The organism is Streptomyces sp. NPDC085900 (assembly GCF_044540925.1).
GTDB classification, from domain to species: domain Bacteria; phylum Actinomycetota; class Actinomycetes; order Streptomycetales; family Streptomycetaceae; genus Streptomyces; species Streptomyces gilvifuscus.
Map to the genome: position 1 here is coordinate 410,274 of NZ_JBITSP010000005.1, position 16,152 is coordinate 426,425.

12 protein-coding genes are annotated in these 16,152 nt (G+C 71.0%); 6 read left to right on the plus strand and 6 right to left on the minus strand.

The window, feature by feature from the left end; all coding sequences use genetic code 11:
* Nucleotides 1-22 precede the first annotated feature (22 nt).
* A complete protein-coding gene (locus ACIGDI_RS20350) occupies nucleotides 23-1,342 on the minus strand; it encodes a PP2C family protein-serine/threonine phosphatase (protein WP_399898357.1) in 1,320 nt (439 codons plus the stop codon).
* 42 nt (nucleotides 1,343-1,384) lie between these two features.
* Nucleotides 1,385-1,651, minus strand: coding sequence for a hypothetical protein (locus ACIGDI_RS20355; RefSeq protein WP_399898359.1), 267 nt, complete (start codon nucleotides 1,649-1,651; stop codon nucleotides 1,385-1,387).
* Nucleotides 1,652-1,930: 279 nt separating this feature from the next.
* Between ACIGDI_RS20355 and ACIGDI_RS20360 the strand changes: the two genes are divergently transcribed.
* Together ACIGDI_RS20360 and ACIGDI_RS20365 are read left to right on the plus strand one after the other, a co-directional pair.
* Nucleotides 1,931-2,290 (plus strand): DUF6204 family protein, encoded by a 360-nt coding sequence (locus ACIGDI_RS20360; protein ID WP_399898361.1) that lies wholly within the window; start codon nucleotides 1,931-1,933, stop codon nucleotides 2,288-2,290.
* A 99-nt stretch (nucleotides 2,291-2,389) separates the two neighbouring features.
* Nucleotides 2,390-3,217, plus strand: coding sequence for an SAM-dependent methyltransferase (locus ACIGDI_RS20365; RefSeq protein ID WP_399898363.1), 828 nt, complete (start codon nucleotides 2,390-2,392; stop codon nucleotides 3,215-3,217).
* Between the two features lie 49 nt (nucleotides 3,218-3,266).
* Here ACIGDI_RS20365 and ACIGDI_RS20370 read toward each other — a convergent pair whose 3' ends face one another.
* Nucleotides 3,267-6,314, minus strand: coding sequence for an AfsR/SARP family transcriptional regulator (locus tag ACIGDI_RS20370; RefSeq protein WP_399898365.1), 3,048 nt, complete (start codon nucleotides 6,312-6,314; stop codon nucleotides 3,267-3,269).
* 269 nt (nucleotides 6,315-6,583) lie between these two features.
* Here ACIGDI_RS20370 and ACIGDI_RS20375 point away from each other — a divergent pair, with 269 nt between their 5' ends.
* Entirely contained in the window at nucleotides 6,584-6,904 is a 321-nt protein-coding gene (locus ACIGDI_RS20375; protein ID WP_399898878.1) for a hypothetical protein, read from the plus strand.
* Between the two features lie 15 nt (nucleotides 6,905-6,919).
* Here ACIGDI_RS20375 and ACIGDI_RS20380 read toward each other — a convergent pair whose 3' ends face one another.
* A complete protein-coding gene (locus ACIGDI_RS20380) occupies nucleotides 6,920-7,921 on the minus strand; it encodes an ArsR/SmtB family transcription factor (RefSeq protein ID WP_399898367.1) in 1,002 nt (333 codons plus the stop codon).
* Between the two features lie 307 nt (nucleotides 7,922-8,228).
* On the opposite strand from ACIGDI_RS20380, the gene ACIGDI_RS20385 reads away from it, so the two are divergent.
* The 3 genes from ACIGDI_RS20385 to ACIGDI_RS20395 all read left to right on the plus strand — a co-directional run bounded on the left by ACIGDI_RS20385 (nucleotide 8,229) and on the right by ACIGDI_RS20395 (nucleotide 14,936).
* Nucleotides 8,229-9,335 (plus strand): GNAT family N-acetyltransferase, encoded by a 1,107-nt coding sequence (locus tag ACIGDI_RS20385; RefSeq protein WP_399898369.1) that lies wholly within the window; start codon nucleotides 8,229-8,231, stop codon nucleotides 9,333-9,335.
* Between the two features lie 54 nt (nucleotides 9,336-9,389).
* The gene (locus tag ACIGDI_RS20390) at nucleotides 9,390-10,634 is read left to right on the plus strand and encodes a DegT/DnrJ/EryC1/StrS family aminotransferase (RefSeq protein WP_399898371.1); all 1,245 of its coding nucleotides are present in this window, start codon (nucleotides 9,390-9,392) and stop codon (nucleotides 10,632-10,634) included.
* 138 nt (nucleotides 10,635-10,772) lie between these two features.
* Nucleotides 10,773-14,936: a beta-galactosidase gene (locus ACIGDI_RS20395; RefSeq protein ID WP_399898373.1), complete on the plus strand. Its 4,164-nt coding sequence runs from the start codon at nucleotides 10,773-10,775 to the stop codon at nucleotides 14,934-14,936.
* Between the two features lie 253 nt (nucleotides 14,937-15,189).
* Here ACIGDI_RS20395 and ACIGDI_RS20400 read toward each other — a convergent pair whose 3' ends face one another.
* The gene (locus tag ACIGDI_RS20400; protein ID WP_399898375.1) at nucleotides 15,190-15,615 is read right to left on the minus strand and encodes a DUF6003 family protein; all 426 of its coding nucleotides are present in this window, start codon (nucleotides 15,613-15,615) and stop codon (nucleotides 15,190-15,192) included.
* 164 nt (nucleotides 15,616-15,779) lie between these two features.
* Nucleotides 15,780-16,058 carry a GlsB/YeaQ/YmgE family stress response membrane protein gene (locus tag ACIGDI_RS20405; protein ID WP_200703274.1) on the minus strand — a complete coding sequence of 93 codons (279 nt, stop codon included), beginning with the start codon at nucleotides 16,056-16,058 and terminating at the stop codon, nucleotides 15,780-15,782.
* Nucleotides 16,059-16,152 lie beyond the last annotated feature (94 nt).

Consider the following 16,152-nt stretch of genomic DNA (forward strand, 5'->3'; position numbering starts at 1 on the left):
CGAGGCACGGCGTCGACGCGCGTCAGGCATCGGGCACCGCGCGCCTGGACCGCTCGGGCAGGCGGGCGGCGAGGACGGCGACATCGTCAGCGTGATCGGCGGCCAGCCCGGTGAGGAGTTCGTCGCAGAAGATCTCCAGGGGCTCACGGGCGAGGGCGGCCGCGTGTTGACGCAGCCGGGTCATGCCGACGTCCAGGCCCTCGCCGCGGCGCTCGATCAGGCCGTCGGTGTAGAGCAGCACGGTCGAGCCCGAGGGCAGCACCTCGACGGCGTGCGGGCGCGGCTCGTCGGGGTCGACGCCCAGGAGGAGGCCCTGGCCGCCCGTCAGATAGCGGGTGTCTCCGTCGTGGGTGATCAGCAGGGGCGGCGGGTGTCCGGCGCTGGAGAAGTCCAGCGTCCAGGCGCCGTCCTCGCGCTCGCCGAGCAGGCCGTACACGCAGGTGGCGGTAGCCTGCGGATACAGCGTGTGATGGGCCAGGTCCAGACGGCGCAGGATGCTCCCGGGAGGCTCCTCGCGGTCGCAGCCGATGCCCCGCAGCATGTTGCGCAGCTGGCTCATCGTGACCGCCGCCCGCACATCGTGGCCGGTGACGTCACCGATGATCATCGTGGTGTGGCCGGTGGGCAGCGTGAAGCTGTCGTACCAGTCGCCGCCGACCTCGGCGGTGGCCGCGGCGGGCATGTAGCGGGCGGCCAGCCGCAGCGGGCCGGCCTCGGGCAGCGTCGGCAGCAGTGAACGCTGCAGGCGTTCGGCGATGTGCTGGGTCTCCCGGTGCAGCCGCGCGTTGTCCACCCCCAGTGCCATGCGGTGCGCCAGGTCCTCCACCATCGCCAGATCACTGCTGGTCAACGGCGCCCGCCCGGCGCTGCGGCCGACGGTCATCGCGCCCAGTACCTGGCGCCGGGCCCGTAGCGGAGCGACGACCGCGGTGTCCGTGCCGAGCTGCGCGAACAATTCGAGCTGGCGCGCGTGCAGCGGATCCGCCGCCTGCGTGACGGGCGGTATGTCCGCGGACGTCAGCAGCAGCGGGCCGGCCCCGGCCAGAACCCTGGCCAGCGGACCCACGGGCACCTCGGGAACCGGTGGCAGCACACCGGTCAGGCCCCCGACCGGCAGGACCTCGGGGTCGTGGTGCACGACGCTGACCCGCCGCGGCCTGCCGTCGTCCTCGATCAGATCCACCGCGGCCCAGTCCGCCAGCTGCGGAACCAGGATGCGGCACACCCGGCTCAGGCCTTTGTGCGAATCGAGCGTGCTGGACAGCGCGGTCGTGGCCTCGGCCAGCAGCGTCAGCCGGTCCAGCGCCCGCTGCACCACGTCATCGACCTCGAAGTCGTCCACCGTCTCCGACTTCCCCGTCCGACGCCTCTTCCACTCACGAGGTCAGGCCAGGGCCCGGTATCCGTGTGCCTCCAGCCAGCCGATCAGTGCGTCTCTCTCCCGCAGGGCCGTGGCCCGTGCCGGGCCGGCGCTGGTGGGCCGTGCCAGCGCGTCCAGTGCGCGATTGGCTGCCCAGAGGCGCAGCTGGCTCACCGTGAGCCGGTCGAGCTCTCCGGTCTCCGTCCAGCGCTGCGCCTGCGCGGTGGCCGCCTGGCCTTGCGCGAAGAACTGATCGACAAGACCTTCGGCCACGGTATCGACGTTCGTCATGGCGGCCTCCCGTGGGGTATGACACCAAGGTGCGCCCTACGGTGAACCCGGGCGTAGGGTCCACCGGTCCCCCTCGCGCCGCCGGCCAGCCCACTCCGCGCGCCAACGGCCCCACACGCCCGGCTCTGGTGCCCGGCGTGCTGACGGCGGACCTGCTTCCCTCCTCGGTAGGGCTCGGCAATGTGCAGGTCGGTGACGCGGTCGTCGATCTCGAAGAGGGCGCTGACCCTGCACCTGAATTCGGTGGAGGCCGCCGATCTCGCTGGTTAGTGTCGCGGGATGAGTACTCGCACTTTCCGGATCACGGTCCGTGGCGTCTTCGACGGGCTCGGCCCGGACCAGCGAGCCGAGCTCCTGAGCCGCGCCGCGGAGCACGACGTTCTGCGCGCGGCCTTCACACCCGAGGGACACCTCAGTTACGACCTGGCGGCGCGTACCGCGTTCACCTTCCGGTTCCTGGATTCCGGAGAGGAAGAGGAGGACATCCTGGAGGCGTCCGAACGCGCCGAGGAGGCGGCGAAGGCGTGGCTGACCGAGCGCGGGTACGGCTACAAGAACCTCCGGTCCCAGGCGGAGGACCTCTCTCAGGCGCCCCTGGGCAAACGGCAACGTCGCGCCGCCGCGCAGGAGAACGCCTGAGCCGCGCACCCGCCGGACGGCGTCCGCAGGCTGATCGGGTCGCCCGTGAGGCTTGGAGGATTTCAAAAAGGCGGTCGTCAGGGCAGGTTGCGGGGAAGAATGTGCGCCATGACGTACGAAGGCTCCGCCATCGACCCGAACAAGCCCAGCATCGCCCGCGTGTACGACTACTTGCTCGGCGGCAAGGACAACTACGCCGTGGACCGCGAGATCGGCGATGTGTTCAAACGTGACCTGCCCGGCTCGGTGGCCATCGCCTTCGCCAACCGCGCGGCCCTGACCCGTGCGGTCAGGGAGATCGCGAAGACCACCGAGGTGCGTCAGTTCATCGACCTGGGCAGCGGCCTGCCGACCGCGGACAACGTCCACCAGGTCGCGCAACGCCACGCCCCGGAGTCCCGCGTCGTCTACGTCGACATCGATCCCCAGGTGCTGGTCCACGGCCGTGCGCTGTTGGAGAACAACGAGTTCACGCGCGTCGTCGCGGCCGACGTGCGCGACCCGGAGGCAGTCCGCAACCACCCGGACACCGTCGAGATGATCGACTTCAGTCGTCCCGTCGCCGTCATGTTCAGCGCCATCCTGCACCACGTCAACGACGAGGAGGACCCGGCCGGCATCGTCCGCTTCTGGCGCGACCAGGTGCCCTCCGGAAGCTACTTCTTCGTCAGCCACTTCCGCTCCGGCAACAACCCGGAGACGGAGGAGGCCGAGAAGGTCCTCCAGCAGACCTTCGGCCGCGGCCGGTGGCGCACCGACGACGAGATCGCGTCCCTGCTCGACGGCCTGGAGATCCTCGAACCCGGAATCGTGCCCGCGTCGTTGTGGCGCCCCGAGAAGAACGACAACCCGTGGACCTCGGACGGGGAACGGGAACTCACCGTGTGGGAACGCCTCATCGCCGCCGGACTCGCTCGTAAGCCCTGATCAGGTGCCCCTGCCCGATGTCGCCGCGGGAACACCGGCCACGCCGTGATCAGTCGCCGTTCAGCATCCTCATGACCTCCTGGGCCCGTGGGGATTCGAGCGCCGTGTAGAGCTCCAGGGCCTCGCGGAGGTGACCGACCGCTCGGGCCGGGTCCGCATCGGCCCGCAGCACGACGGCGGTTCCGACGTGGGCGCGGGCCTGTTCCTCCTGCTCGTCGATCTCGCGGGCCACTTCGAGGGCCTGCGCGTACGCCTCCAGGGCCTCGGCGGGCCGCCCGAGGCCGTGCAGGGCCTCTCCGAGACCGTTGAGGGCACCGGTCTCGCCGTAACGCTCGCCGATGCGGCGGAACAGCTCCAGTGCCTCGCGCTGGTGACCGGCCGCTTCCGCGTGCCGGTCCAGGCCGCTGAGCGCGTTGCCCAGGTTGGTCAGCGCGTGCCCTGTTCCGGAGGCGTTCCCCAGCCGCCGGAACAGGGTCAGGGCGCGTTCGAAGTGCCCTGCCGCCGCGGTGTGGTCGCCGAGCCTCGCGAGCAGGATGCCGAGGTTGCCGAGGGCACTGGCCTCGCCGAAGGCGTGGTCCATGGACCGGTACAACGTCAGGGCGCGTTCGTAGCGTTCGATCGAGCCCTTGAAGTCCTCCACCAACTCCAGCACGATCCCGAGGTTGTTGAGCACATCGGCCTCGCCGTGCGCGTCACCCACCGAACGGAAGAGCGCGACCGCCCGCTCGTGCTGTTCGGCGGCCTCCCGGTAGCGGCCGCGCAGTTCGAGAAGGACCCCCACGTTGGTCAGGTGACGGGCCTCGCCCGCCGCGTAGCCGGTGCGGCGGCACAGCGCGAGGGCGGTCTCATGCAGCCGCCTGGCCGTGTCGTAGTCGCCGAGGCGGCGGTGGACGGCGCCGAGGAGGGCCAGGACGTCGGCCTCGCCCCGCTGGTCCCCCACCGACCGCGCGGCCCGCAGCGCGTGGGTGTGGACGGTCAGGGCGTCCGTGTAGTGCCCGGTGCGTTCGTAGTGGCGGTGCAGCGTGGTGGCGATGCGCACGGTGTGCCGGGACGGGCCGGGCTCCTGGGTGCGTGAGCACAGCGCGACCAGCGTGGGCTGCGCGGCGGACAGCCAGGCGCGGGCCTCCTCCGCGGTCCGCAGCGGTGGCGGACCGGTGGCCGGCCGCTCGACTGCGGGTCGCAGGTGCCGTTCGGCGGGGTAGAGGACGTCCATGGCCGCCGCGGCGGCCGCCAGACTGTGGTCGAGCAGCCGGGTGAGCGCGGCATCGCGGTCGGCCCGCGGATCGTGCTGCGCGGCCAGCTCCGCCGCGTACACCCGCAGCAGGTCGTGCATGCCGTACCGGCCCCCATCGGTGCGGTTCACCAGGTGCGCGCGGACGAGTACGTCGAGCGCCCGTCGTACGGCGTCCACGGACTCACCGGCCAGTGCGGCGACGGAGTGGAGGTCGGCGTCGGGCCCGGGGTGCAGGCCCAGGAGCCTGAAGAGGCGGGCCGGCAGGTCGGCCAGGCGGGCGTAGGACCAGGAGAAGACGGCGCGGACGGCGGCCCGGGGATCGTCGCCGGAGGCCAGCAGGTCCAACCGCCGCTGGTGGTCGTGGAGTTCGGCGACCAGGTGACTGAGGGGTTCGGCGGGCCGGGACAGGACCAGCTCCGCCGCCACCCGCAGGGCCAGCGGCAGCCATGCACACTGCCGCGCCAGATCCTCGGCACAGGCGCGCTCCGCGTCGACGCGTTCCCCGATCAGGGCGCGCAGCAGGGCGAGGGAGTCGGCCCGGGACAGCGCGTCGAGCACCACCCGGTGGGCGCCGTGCACCGAGACGAGCGCGCTCAGCGAGTCCCGGCTGGTGATCAGCACCCGGCAGTCCGGGCTGCCCGGCAGCAGCGGCCTGACCTGGGCGGCGGACGCGGCGTTGTCCAGGATCACCAGGAGCCGGCGTCCGTTCAGGGCCGTGCGGTAGCGGGCGGCACAGTCCTCCAGGCACAGCGGTATCTCCTGCAGGGGCACACCGAGGGCGGTGAGGAATCCGACCAGGGCCTGGCCCGCGGACAGCGGCGACTGAGGGTCGTAGCCCCTGAGGTCGACGTACAACTGCCCGTCGGGGAAGGCCTCCCTCGACCGGTGTGCCCAGTGCACCGCGAGCGCGGTCTTGCCCACGCCGGCGGTGCCGGAGACGGCGGAGACGACGGCCGCCGTGGCCCCGGCGCCGCTGTCGGCCGGTGTCAGGGCCCGGGTCAGGTCGACGAGCTGATCCCTTCGCCCGATGAAGGGCCTTACGTCCATCGGGAGTTGAGCGGGGACCGGAGTTGCCGGCTGTCGCGGGGCCGGCTGTCGGCCGAGGTCGGCGCCGCGCGACAACTCCTCGTACAGGGACCGCAGTTCTGGGCCGGGTGGCAGGTCCAGCTCGTCGGAGAGATGCTGACGGGTCTCGGTGTAGACGTGCAGTGCGTCGGCGCTGGAGCCGGTGGCCGCGAGCGATCGCATGAGTGACGCGGCCAGTTGCTCGTTCAGGGGGTGTTCGGCCAGCAGGGGCCGCAGCAGTTCGGGCACCCTGTCCGGGGTGCGCCGCCGCAGATGGATCTGTGCGCAGGCCAGTGCGGCGTCGATCCGTTCGCGGTTCCAGGCGGTTCGGGTGCGGTCCACCCAGGTTCCGGACAGCCCGGCCAGCGGGGTGCCCCGCCACAGCCGCAGCGCCTCCTCCAGCAGGCCGGTGCGCTCCGCGTCAGGGCAGGTCGGTTCGCGGCCGCGCTCGACGAGGGCGCGGAACCGGGTGAGATCGACCGCGTCCTCGTCCGCCCGCAGCACGTACCCGCCGGAGACCTTGCCCAGGCTGATCGACGGCTGCGCCGCCCCGCCGTTCTCCTCCGCCGCGGCCTCTTCGAGGAGCCGGCGTAAGCGGCTGATGTGCGAGTAGACGACGGAGCGCGCGCCATCGGGCGGATCGCCGTCCCACAGCCGGTCGAGCAGCGTCTCCATGGACACAGGTCGTCCGGCGTCCACCGCCAGCGCGGCGAGGACGGCTCGCCTTCGCGGTTGTCCCAGGTCCAACGCGCCTCGCTCGAGGCGCAGTTCCAGCGGACCGAGCACAAGGAGCTTCAACGATCCTCCGTCACAAGGTTTTCGCAAGACGCGATCCGGATCCTCACATTAACGGTCGCCGAGCGGACGGCAGCACCAGCTGCCGGGGCGAGGGGTCGGGTCGGCTCATCGAGCCGGCCCGCCTCGCCGACGGCGTGGTGCATGGGCAGGGCGCACGGGGGTCGCGCTGCCCATGCACCGCAATTCTCGGAGGCGTTCTCGGCATGCCGCCCTCTAAGATCACGGGCATGTCCATCCGACTTCGTATGCGTCAGGCACTGCCCGAGGCGATGCGCGCCCGCGACAAGGCGGCGGTGAGCGCCCTGCGTTCCACCCTCGCCGCGCTGGACAACGCGGAGGCCGTGCCCGTGGACGAGGCGGAACCGCGAGGATCGGCCCTTGAGCAGTCTCCGGTGGGTGTCGGTGTCACCGAAAGGGCGCGGCGTGAACTGAGCGAGCACCGGGTGGTGGACGTCGTACGCGCCGAGGCCGCCGAACGGCTGGAGGCAGCGGCGCAGTTGACCGCGCCCGCGCACGCCGACCGGGCCGCGCGGCTCCGCGCGGAGGCCGACGTGCTGCTTCGTTTCCTGGACGAGCCCGGTACCGCGTAGGCGCCCTGGGACCTGTCAGGGGTGCGGGTGGCCGTGCTCCAGCAGGGCGAGACCCAGTGACGTGATGGTGTGCAGGACCGCCCTGCCCTCGCGCCGGGTGGCGATCAGACGGGCGTTGCGGAGCACCGTCGCGTGATGGCTCGCGGTCGCCGGGGAGATGTCCAGGCGGCGCGCCAGGTCGGTGGTGCCGCATCCGCCGACGGTCGCCCGCAGCACCGCTGCCCTGGTGCGTCCCAGGAGGTCGTCGAGTGACTGGTCGGCGCTGTCGCCGGCGGCTTCCCACAGCGTCGGGTCGAGGCGGGCGCCGTCGATGGTGGGCACGGCCAGAACCGGTGGCCGGCCCGGGTCGAGCGGCGCCTGCAGAAGTTCGGCCTGCTGAGTGGAGAACATGGTCGGCGCGATGACGAGTCCGCGCCCGTTCAGATGGATGTCCGCCTCGCGCGGGTGGACGACTTCGAGCACGGGCGGCCGCCAGCGCACCAGGGGACCGGAGAGCGTGGAGAGAAGCCGCTCGACCCCGCCGCCGGCCATCGCGCCCGCGTACGAGGCGCGTACCTCGTTCAGGCGGGAGCGCACGCGGTCCCAGTAGGGGGCGACGGTCACCTTGTGGCAGGCGCGGAGCGCCGCGGCCACCTGGAGGCGGGCCTCCCGGTCTCCGTCGACCAGGTTGCGCGCCCAGGAGCGGTGGGCGGGGTGGAAGTCGATGTTCTCCAACTCCAGGCGCAGCAGGGGCCGGGGAGCGGTCAGCAGGTTGTCCACCGCCTCGTCGATGGAAGCCGTGTGCCCCGCCAGACTCGCGATGTCGACCAGCGGTCCGTGCGAGGGCATCAACGCGGCCAGCGGGCCCGCCTGTTCGCCGAGGCGTCCGCGCACCGACACCTGCCAGCGGCGGAAGGCCAGGGAGGCGTCGCGGTCCTTGAGCAGTTTCACCGTGTCGAACGTCTCCGCCGCCACGCCGATCGTCGTGGCCACCCGGGTCCGTGCCAGGTCCTCCGCCGTGAAGTGGATGCGTTTCACCGAACGTCCCGTCCTTCGCGTCGCCGTCGGCCCCCAGCAGTCTCGGTTTCGAACGTCGGTCGCACAATGATCAATCAGGCCATGATCGGTGAGGTGCGTCGGTGAGTGCGGGGGGCTCTGCCCCCAGCCCCCCGTTCGGCCCTGAACGGGCCTTGTCGGGGTCCCGCACCCACGGCGTAGGGGCCGTGCGGCCTTCTTCGGGGCCCGTCCAGCCCAAGCGCTCGGAGTGAGAGTGCCTCGATTCTGGAAGGTGGCACACCCTGTTGCACGTCCCCCTTCCGCCATCAGGCAGGACGGCAGGTCCGACATGGACGTCTCGATGCACGCGGCCGATGAGCTGAGCCCCGCGCTGGTCCGTGCCTGGCACCGTGCGATGGACGAGTCGCCGCAGTACGCCAACCCCTTCCTGGCACCGGAGTTCGCGGCGGCGACGGCCCGTCACCGGCGCGGGAGCGTGGTCGCGGTCCTGCGGGAGGAGACGGAGCCCGTCGGTTTCTTCCCCCACCAGCGCAGTGCCTTGGGCGTGGGGCGGGCCATCGGTTACGGCCTGTCCGACTGTCAGGCCCTCGTGCACCGTCCCGGCGTCACCTGGGACCCGCCGGAGCTGTTGCGGGCCTGCGGCCTCTCGGTGTTCGAGTTCGACCATCTCGTCGAGGAGCAGAAGCCGTTCGACAGGTATCTCACGGGTACGTTCGCCTCACCGGTGATCGATCTTCCTGAGGAGGGGAACGGCTACGTGGAGTGGCTGCGGCGGACCTCCCCGCGGCACACCAAGTCGACGCTGGCCAAGGAGCGGCGCCTGCGCGGCGACGAGGGCGAGGTGCGCTTCGTACTCGACGAGCGCGACCGGCGGGTGCTGCGCACGCTCATGCGGTGGAAGTCCGCCCAGTACCGCCGGACGGGGCGGATGGACCGGTTCGCCCGGCCGTGGATCGTGGACCTGGTGGACGACCTCTTCGCCGTCCGCGCCCGGCACCTCACCGGCATGCTGTCCGTGCTGTACGCCGGCGACCGTCCGGTGGCCGCCCACTTCGGGCCGAGGTCGCAGACGGTGCTGGCGGGCTGGTTCACCGCCTACGATCCCGAGTTCAGCCGCTACTCCCCCGGGTTGATCATGCATCTGCGGATGGTCGAGGCGGCGGGCCGCCACGGGGTGCGGCTCGTGGACCTGGGACGCGGCGACATGGAGTACAAGAACTGGCTCAAGACCCGTGAACTGCGCGTCGGCGAAGGCCTCGCCTACCGCACCAGCCCGGTGGCCACGGCACACCGGCTGTGGCGCAGGCCGGTGCGCGGCCTGCGCAACACCGTCCTGGCCCACCCCGGGCTGCGCCGTCCCGCCGACCGGCTGCTGCGGACGGCCGGCCGGCTGCGCACCTCGGGCCCGCTCGGCGCGGGCTCCGCCGCGCGTTAGCCGCTGCCCCGTCGGACTCGATCGCCGGTCGCCGGTCGCCACAGGAGGGCACCCATGCCGTACGGATCCCGACTCGCCGCGATGATGGCCCGCCGGCTGGGACGCGAATGCGTCTACACGCCCTCGGCACGGCTGGCTCTCTACCTGGCCCTGAGGCGCTGGTGCCGGCCGGGTGCCCGGCTGCTCATGTCCCCGGTCACCGATGATGTGATCCTCTTCGTGGTCCTCGCCGCCGGTCTGCGCCCGGTGGCGGCTCCGGTGTCGGTCCGGGACGGCAACATCGACCCGGCGGCCGTACCGGAGTCCGTGTGGCGCACCGTGGACGCGGTGTTGACCACCAACCTCTACGGGATTCCGGATCGGATGGAGCAACTGTGCTCCCGGTGCGAGGAGTTGGGCATTCCGCTGTTCGAGGACGCGGCGCACGCCATGGGTACGCACGTGGCGGGCCGGCCGATCGGCACCTTCGGGACGGCAGCGGCATTCAGCCTGTCCAAGCACGTGGGAGGAAAGGCCGGCGGCTTCCTCGCCGTCGAAAGCGCCGGTGTCCGACGGGAGTTGGAGGCGCTGCGAGACGACCTCCTGGTACCGGGCCGGCTCGTCGACGACCTGGCGACAACGCTGCGGCCGCTGGCCCGCTCCGCCGTGCGCGGCAGCCATCTGGTGAGCCCCGTGTGGCGGACGATGCAGCGCCTGGGGCTGCTGGAGCGCGACGGATACCGCATGGACCTGCACGCGCCGCTGCTGGCCGCCTGTGCCCTCCGGGCGCCGAGCCTGACCCCTTACGAGCCGTGGATGCGCGTCGACCTGCACGGCTTCCGCAACCGTCATGGACTGCTCGTCCAGGCGCCGTTGGCGCTGCGGATGGCCCGGCTCGACGACGACCTCGCCCGGCGTCGGGCCGGTGTCCGCCTGCTGTCCGAGACCCCCTGGGCGTCGCCCGCCCTGCGTGACCGGACGGCGCGCGAGGGCGCTCTGCCGCTTTTCCGGGTGCCGCTTCTCGTCCACGACCGCGACGTCCTGATCGACCGCCTGGTGCGGCACGGCATCGTCACCGGATACGTCTTCGATCCTCCGCTCGACGACTACGCGGGCGGCGAGTTCGTCGACCCCTCCCCCGATCCGTCGGCGGCACGCTGGTTCGCCTCCCACGTACTGCCGGCCGATCCACTGCCGGCCCACAGCGTGGTCACAGCGCTCACCCGTGCCCGTGCGGCCGAGGCTGCCGCGCCCGAGCCGCCCGCGGCCACCTCGCACGATGCGGGCACCCCGTCCCACCGATCACCGAACGGCCGTTAGCCGACGGGAGGTTGGGCGATGCCTCCGCCGTCCCGACCGTGTTCTCCCGCCCCATTGTGTTGAGCCTTGCGCCCCCTTACTGTTCGACTTTGCCTGAGTCTGTTGGATGTTGATTGCTCAGGCGGTATGGAGGCCGCAGTGCGGAGTTATCGGATCGGTTCGAAAGCTGCGAGACCCGGCGGCGGTCGGTGGTGGAAGGCGGCCCTGTCCGCCGCCGCCACCATCGCCCTGGCCGCGGGCATGACCGCGCCCGCCGCGGCGCGGGACAGCGGCGGGCAGCCACCCGCCGCCTCCGCCGCCCAGGCGCACACGGTGAGCCTCGACGGCTACTCGTTCCTCGTCGACGGCAAGCGCACCTACCTGTGGTCCGGCGAGTTCCACTACTTCCGGCTCCCGAGTCCGGACCTGTGGCGCGACATCTTCCAGAAGATGAAGGCCGCCGGGTTCAACTCCACGTCGCTGTACTTCGACTGGGGGTACCACTCGCCCAAGCCGGGCGTGTACGACTTCAGCGGCGTCCGTGACGTCGACAAACTGCTCGACATGGCCCAGGAGGCCGGGCTCTACGTCATCGCGCGCCCCGCCCCGTACATCAACGCGGAGGTCGACAGCGGCGGCCTGCCCGGCTGGATGACCACCAAGGCCGGGCACAACCGCAGCGACGACCCGCAGTTCCTGAAGTACGCGGACGAGTGGCTGACCCAGATCGACCGGATCATCGCCCGCCACCAGCTGACCAACGGCACCGGGTCGGTCATCGCCTACCAGGTCGAGAACGAGTACTACAACGGCTCCGCCGCCGGCCACTCCTACATGAAGCACCTGGAGGACAAGGCCCGCGCCGACGGCATCACCGTCCCGCTGACCGGCAACAACAACGGCACCTTCAACTCCGGCACAGGCGCCCTGGACGTCGACGGCCCCGACTCCTACCCGCAGGGCTTCGACTGCTCCAACCCCACGAAGTGGAACGGCGTCCCGGACATCAGCTACGACCACCCGGCCGGGAAGCCCCTGTACTCGCCGGAGTTCCAGGGCGGCGCCTTCGACCCCTGGGGCGGCCCGGGCTACGACAAGTGCGCCCAGCTCATCAACGACCGCTTCGCCAACGTCTTCTACAAGCAGAACATAGCCGTCGGAGCGACCGCGCAGAGCTTCTACATGACCTACGGCGGCACCAACTGGGGCTGGCTGGGCATGCCGGAGAACTACACGTCGTACGACTACGGGGCGGCGATCCGTGAGAACCGCCAACTCGACCCGAAGTACTACGAGGACAAGCTGATCGGGTACTTCACCCAGTCGGTCGCCCCGCTGACCAAGACCGAGGCGATCAGGACCACGCCCCCGGACAACTCCGCGGTCGTCGACACCGCCCGGATGAACCCCGACACCAAGACGCAGTTCCATGTGCTGCGGCACGGCAACTCCACGTCCACCGCGGTCGACAAGACCCACATCTCGCTGGACCTCAACGCTCAGCCCGTGTCGGACACCAGCTACACCTGGGACGACCCCGACTCCGCGCTGCAGTACACCGGTTCGTGGTCGCACGTCGCCGACACCAGCTACACCGGGGGCGACTACAAGCACACCGAGTCGTTCTCCAACAAGGCCGGCGACTCGCTCACCGTCCCCTTCGACGGCACCGCGATCCGCTGGATCGGGTCGAAGACCGGCAACCACGGCTACGCCGACGTCTACCTCGACGGCACCAAGGTCGCCACGGTCGACGACTCCGGCGGCGAGAACCAGGCGGTGCTCTTCCAGAAGACGGGCCTGTCGTCCGGCGCGCACACCCTGAAGATCGTCGTCGCCGGCAACCACAGCTCGGGGTCCACGGACGACTACGTGTCCATCGACGCCATCGACGTGCCGACGGCCGCCGCCGCGGAACCGACCTACCCGGTCGTGCCACAGCAGCCCGGCACCGCGATCACCCTCGACGGCCGCGACTCCCACGTGATCACGGCCGACTACCGGCTCGGCGACGCGCAGTTGCAGTACTCGACCTCCGAGATCATGACCAGCGCGGCCATCGGCGGCCGGGACGTCGCCGTCCTCTACGGCGACGCGGGCAGCGACGGCGAGACCGTGCTGCACTACTCCTCCCGGCCCACCGTGACCAGCACCGGCGGCACGGTCACGACCACCTGGGACGAGACCGGCGGCGATCTGCGGCTGAACTACACGCACAAGGGCCTGATCCGTATCGACGTCACCGGCGGCGGAAAGCCCCCGCTGACGCTGCTCGTCGGTGACAAGGACACCGCCGAGACCTTCTGGCGCCAGGACACGGCGAGCGGCCCGGTGCTCGTGCGCGGCACCCACCTGCTGCGCACGGCCACCAGCCTGGACGGCGGCCACACGGTGGCACTCACCGGCGACAACGCCGACGACAAGAACATCGAGGTGTTCACCTCCGCCGACCACGTCACCTGGAACGGCAGGACGGTGAAGACCCGGGCCACCGGCACGGCGAGTCTCACCGGGAAGATCCCGGTGGCCGCGGCGGTACACCTGCCGGCCCTGACGAGCTGGAAGCACGCCGAGGAGTCACCCGAGGCGGCACCCGCCTTCGACGACTCCGGCTGGCAGGTGGCCGACAAGACCACCACCAACAGCGTCTCCGGCGCCAACTCACTGCCCGTGCTGTACGCGGACGACTACGGCTTCCACACCGGCAACACCTGGTACCGCGGCCGTTTCCGCACCACCGGCAAGGAGACCGGCGTCCACCTGGTCTCCGACTCCGGCGGAGCCGCGCAGGCGTTCTCCGCCTGGCTCAACGGCACCTTCCTGGGCAGCTCCACCACGGGCAGCGCCGATTTCTCCTTCCCGGCCGGTTCCGTGAAGGCCAAGGGCGACAACATCCTGTCCGTCCTCACCGTGAACATGGGCCATGAGGAGGACTACAACTCCACCAACGGCAACAAGACGCCGCGCGGTCTGACCAGCGCCTCCCTCGTCGGGGCGCCGCTGACCTCCGTGACCTGGCGGGTGCAGGGCGTACGCGGCGGCGAGGACCTCCAGGACCCCGTGCGCGGCCCCATCTCCACGGGCGGCCTGTACGGCGAGCGGGCCGGCTGGTCACTGCCGGGCTACCCCGACGGGAAGTGGAACCGGGTGTCCCTGCCGACGACCGACAGCCGCCCCGGCGTCTCCTGGTACCGCACCGACGTGAACCTGGACCTGCCGCGCGGCCAGGACACCTCGCTGGGGCTGACGTTCACTGACGACCCGTCACGCAAGTACCGGGCGACGATCTTCGTCAACGGCTGGCAGGTCGGCAACTACGTCAACTACCTCGGCCCGCAGCACACCTTCCCGGTGCCCGACGGAATCCTGGATCCCAACGGCCGCAACAGCATCGCCATCGCCGTGTGGAACCTGGACGGCAGCACCGGCGGACTGGGCAAGGTCTCCCTCACCGACTACGGCAGCTACGCCTCGTCGCTGCGCGTCGCGCAGAACGACAGCCCCCGCTACGACCACCGCAGGTACGCGATGCCGAAGCGTCCGGGAGCCGAAGTCTCCCTGGACGTGCCCGACACCGCTCAGCCGGGGCAGGCCTTCACGGCCGAGGCGACGGTCCGGGTACCGAAGGACCGATCCTCCGCCTCCGGACTGACGGGGTCGCTCACCGCCCCCGACGGCTGGAGTGTCAGCGCCACGAGCCCCACGTCCGTCAAGCGCGTACCACCGGGCGGATCGGCCACCTTCACCTGGAAGGTCCGGCCGCCCAGCGGGACGCTGCCGTCCGCCTCGGCGGTCACCGCGACCGTGCACTACCGGCAGAAAGGGCGGCAGGCCGTGGGCGAGGACGAGCGCATCGTCGGCGGGATCCCGCCCGCCCCGCCGGCCGGCGAGAACGCGGTGAGCGACCTGCCGTTCCTGTCCGCCACCAACGGATGGGGCCCGGTGGAGCGCGACAGCAGCGTCGGCGAGCAGGCGGCCGAGGACGGCCGTCCGATCCGCATCGCCGGAACCGGCTACACCAAGGGCCTGGGCACCAACTCGGTCAGCGACGTCGAGCTCTATCTCGCCGGACACTGCTCCCGGTTGACGGCGGACGTCGGCGTCGACGACGAGACCGGCGGCGCGGGGACGGTGACGTTCTCCGTGATCGCCGACGGCAGGATCTTGGTCACCACGCCGACGATCCGGGGCAAACAGGCCGCGGTACCGATCGACGTCGACGTCAGCGGCGCCCAGGTGATCGACCTCAAGGTCGGCGACGCTGGCGACGGAAACGGCAACGACCACGGCGACTGGGCGAATCCCACGCTGACGTGCGGCTAGGGCCTGTCGTTTGGATCAGCTCGGCGTCGCGGGCCCTGGCACGCACATCTGCGGCGTTGTCGTCACTCGCCGACGCTCCGCGTCGACTCCCTCCTCCGCCTTGCAGCTGCACGCACCAGACCCCGCTCGGGTCCGCCGCGACGCACCGTTCCCTGCAGCCGACCTGATCCAAACAACAGGCCCTGGCGAAGGGGTGACACACGCGGGGCGTGGGAACAGCCGAGTCTGTTCCCACGCCCCGCGCCTTCGCCCGTCAGCCGTTCGCGGCCGCCGTGACCGTGGCGGGATCCACCCCGGTCAGCTCGACGATGCGGTGCGGCGCCACGCCCGCGGCCAGAGCGCGGCCGATCAGCGCGTCCCGGCCGTCGGCGCAGTCACGGTACGCGAGCAGCTCATCCTCCACCCGGGCGAGCGGCGCCGCCGACATCGCGTGCCGGACCCGGCTCAACTCCTCGTCGTTCAGCGGGACCGGAAGGCGTTCGGCTCCCTCGGGGATCGCCGCGATCTCCTCCGGGGGCAGCAGCCGCAGGTGCGGCGAAGTCGCCGTACTCCCTTGCGCCTCCAGCCACGCACGCACCGCTGGTGTCTCCATGCAGGCGAGGTCACCGACGGCTGCGGGGCTCACCCCGAGTTGCGCGGACGCGTCGCCAAACAGGAACAGGTAGGCGTCATCGGTCATCCTCGGCTCCTTCTCAACGCAGGCTGAACGCAATCCCATTACCCAGCCCCGCCCGGATTACCGCCGGCTCAACACGGTGAACAAGGGCGCGAAAACCGTGACGGCTCCCTCCCCCTGTTCCGGGGGCGGGAGCCGTCCGACAGTGCCCGAGGGCCACCTACATGTCAGGCGTGTCGGTGCGAGTGTCGGTTGCCCACGACGACGCGGTAGATGGCGAGCAGGATGAGGGAACCGACGATCGCTGCGATCCAGGTGGAAAGGTCGAAGAATCCGTCGATGGAGTCCACACCGAAGATCACCTTGCCCAGCCAGCCGCCCAGCAGGCCGCCCGCGATGCCGATGAGCATGGTGACGATGATGCCGCCCGGGTCCTTGCCCGGCATCAGCATCTTGGCGATGGCGCCGGCCAGCAGACCGATGAGGATCCACGCGATGATGCCCATTGTCCGTCTCCACTTCGTCGCATAAAGGTTGTGTTAGCTCTCCGTGTGCACCGTCGCGGCTCGAACAAACATCTCTTTTTCGATGTGGCTGGTC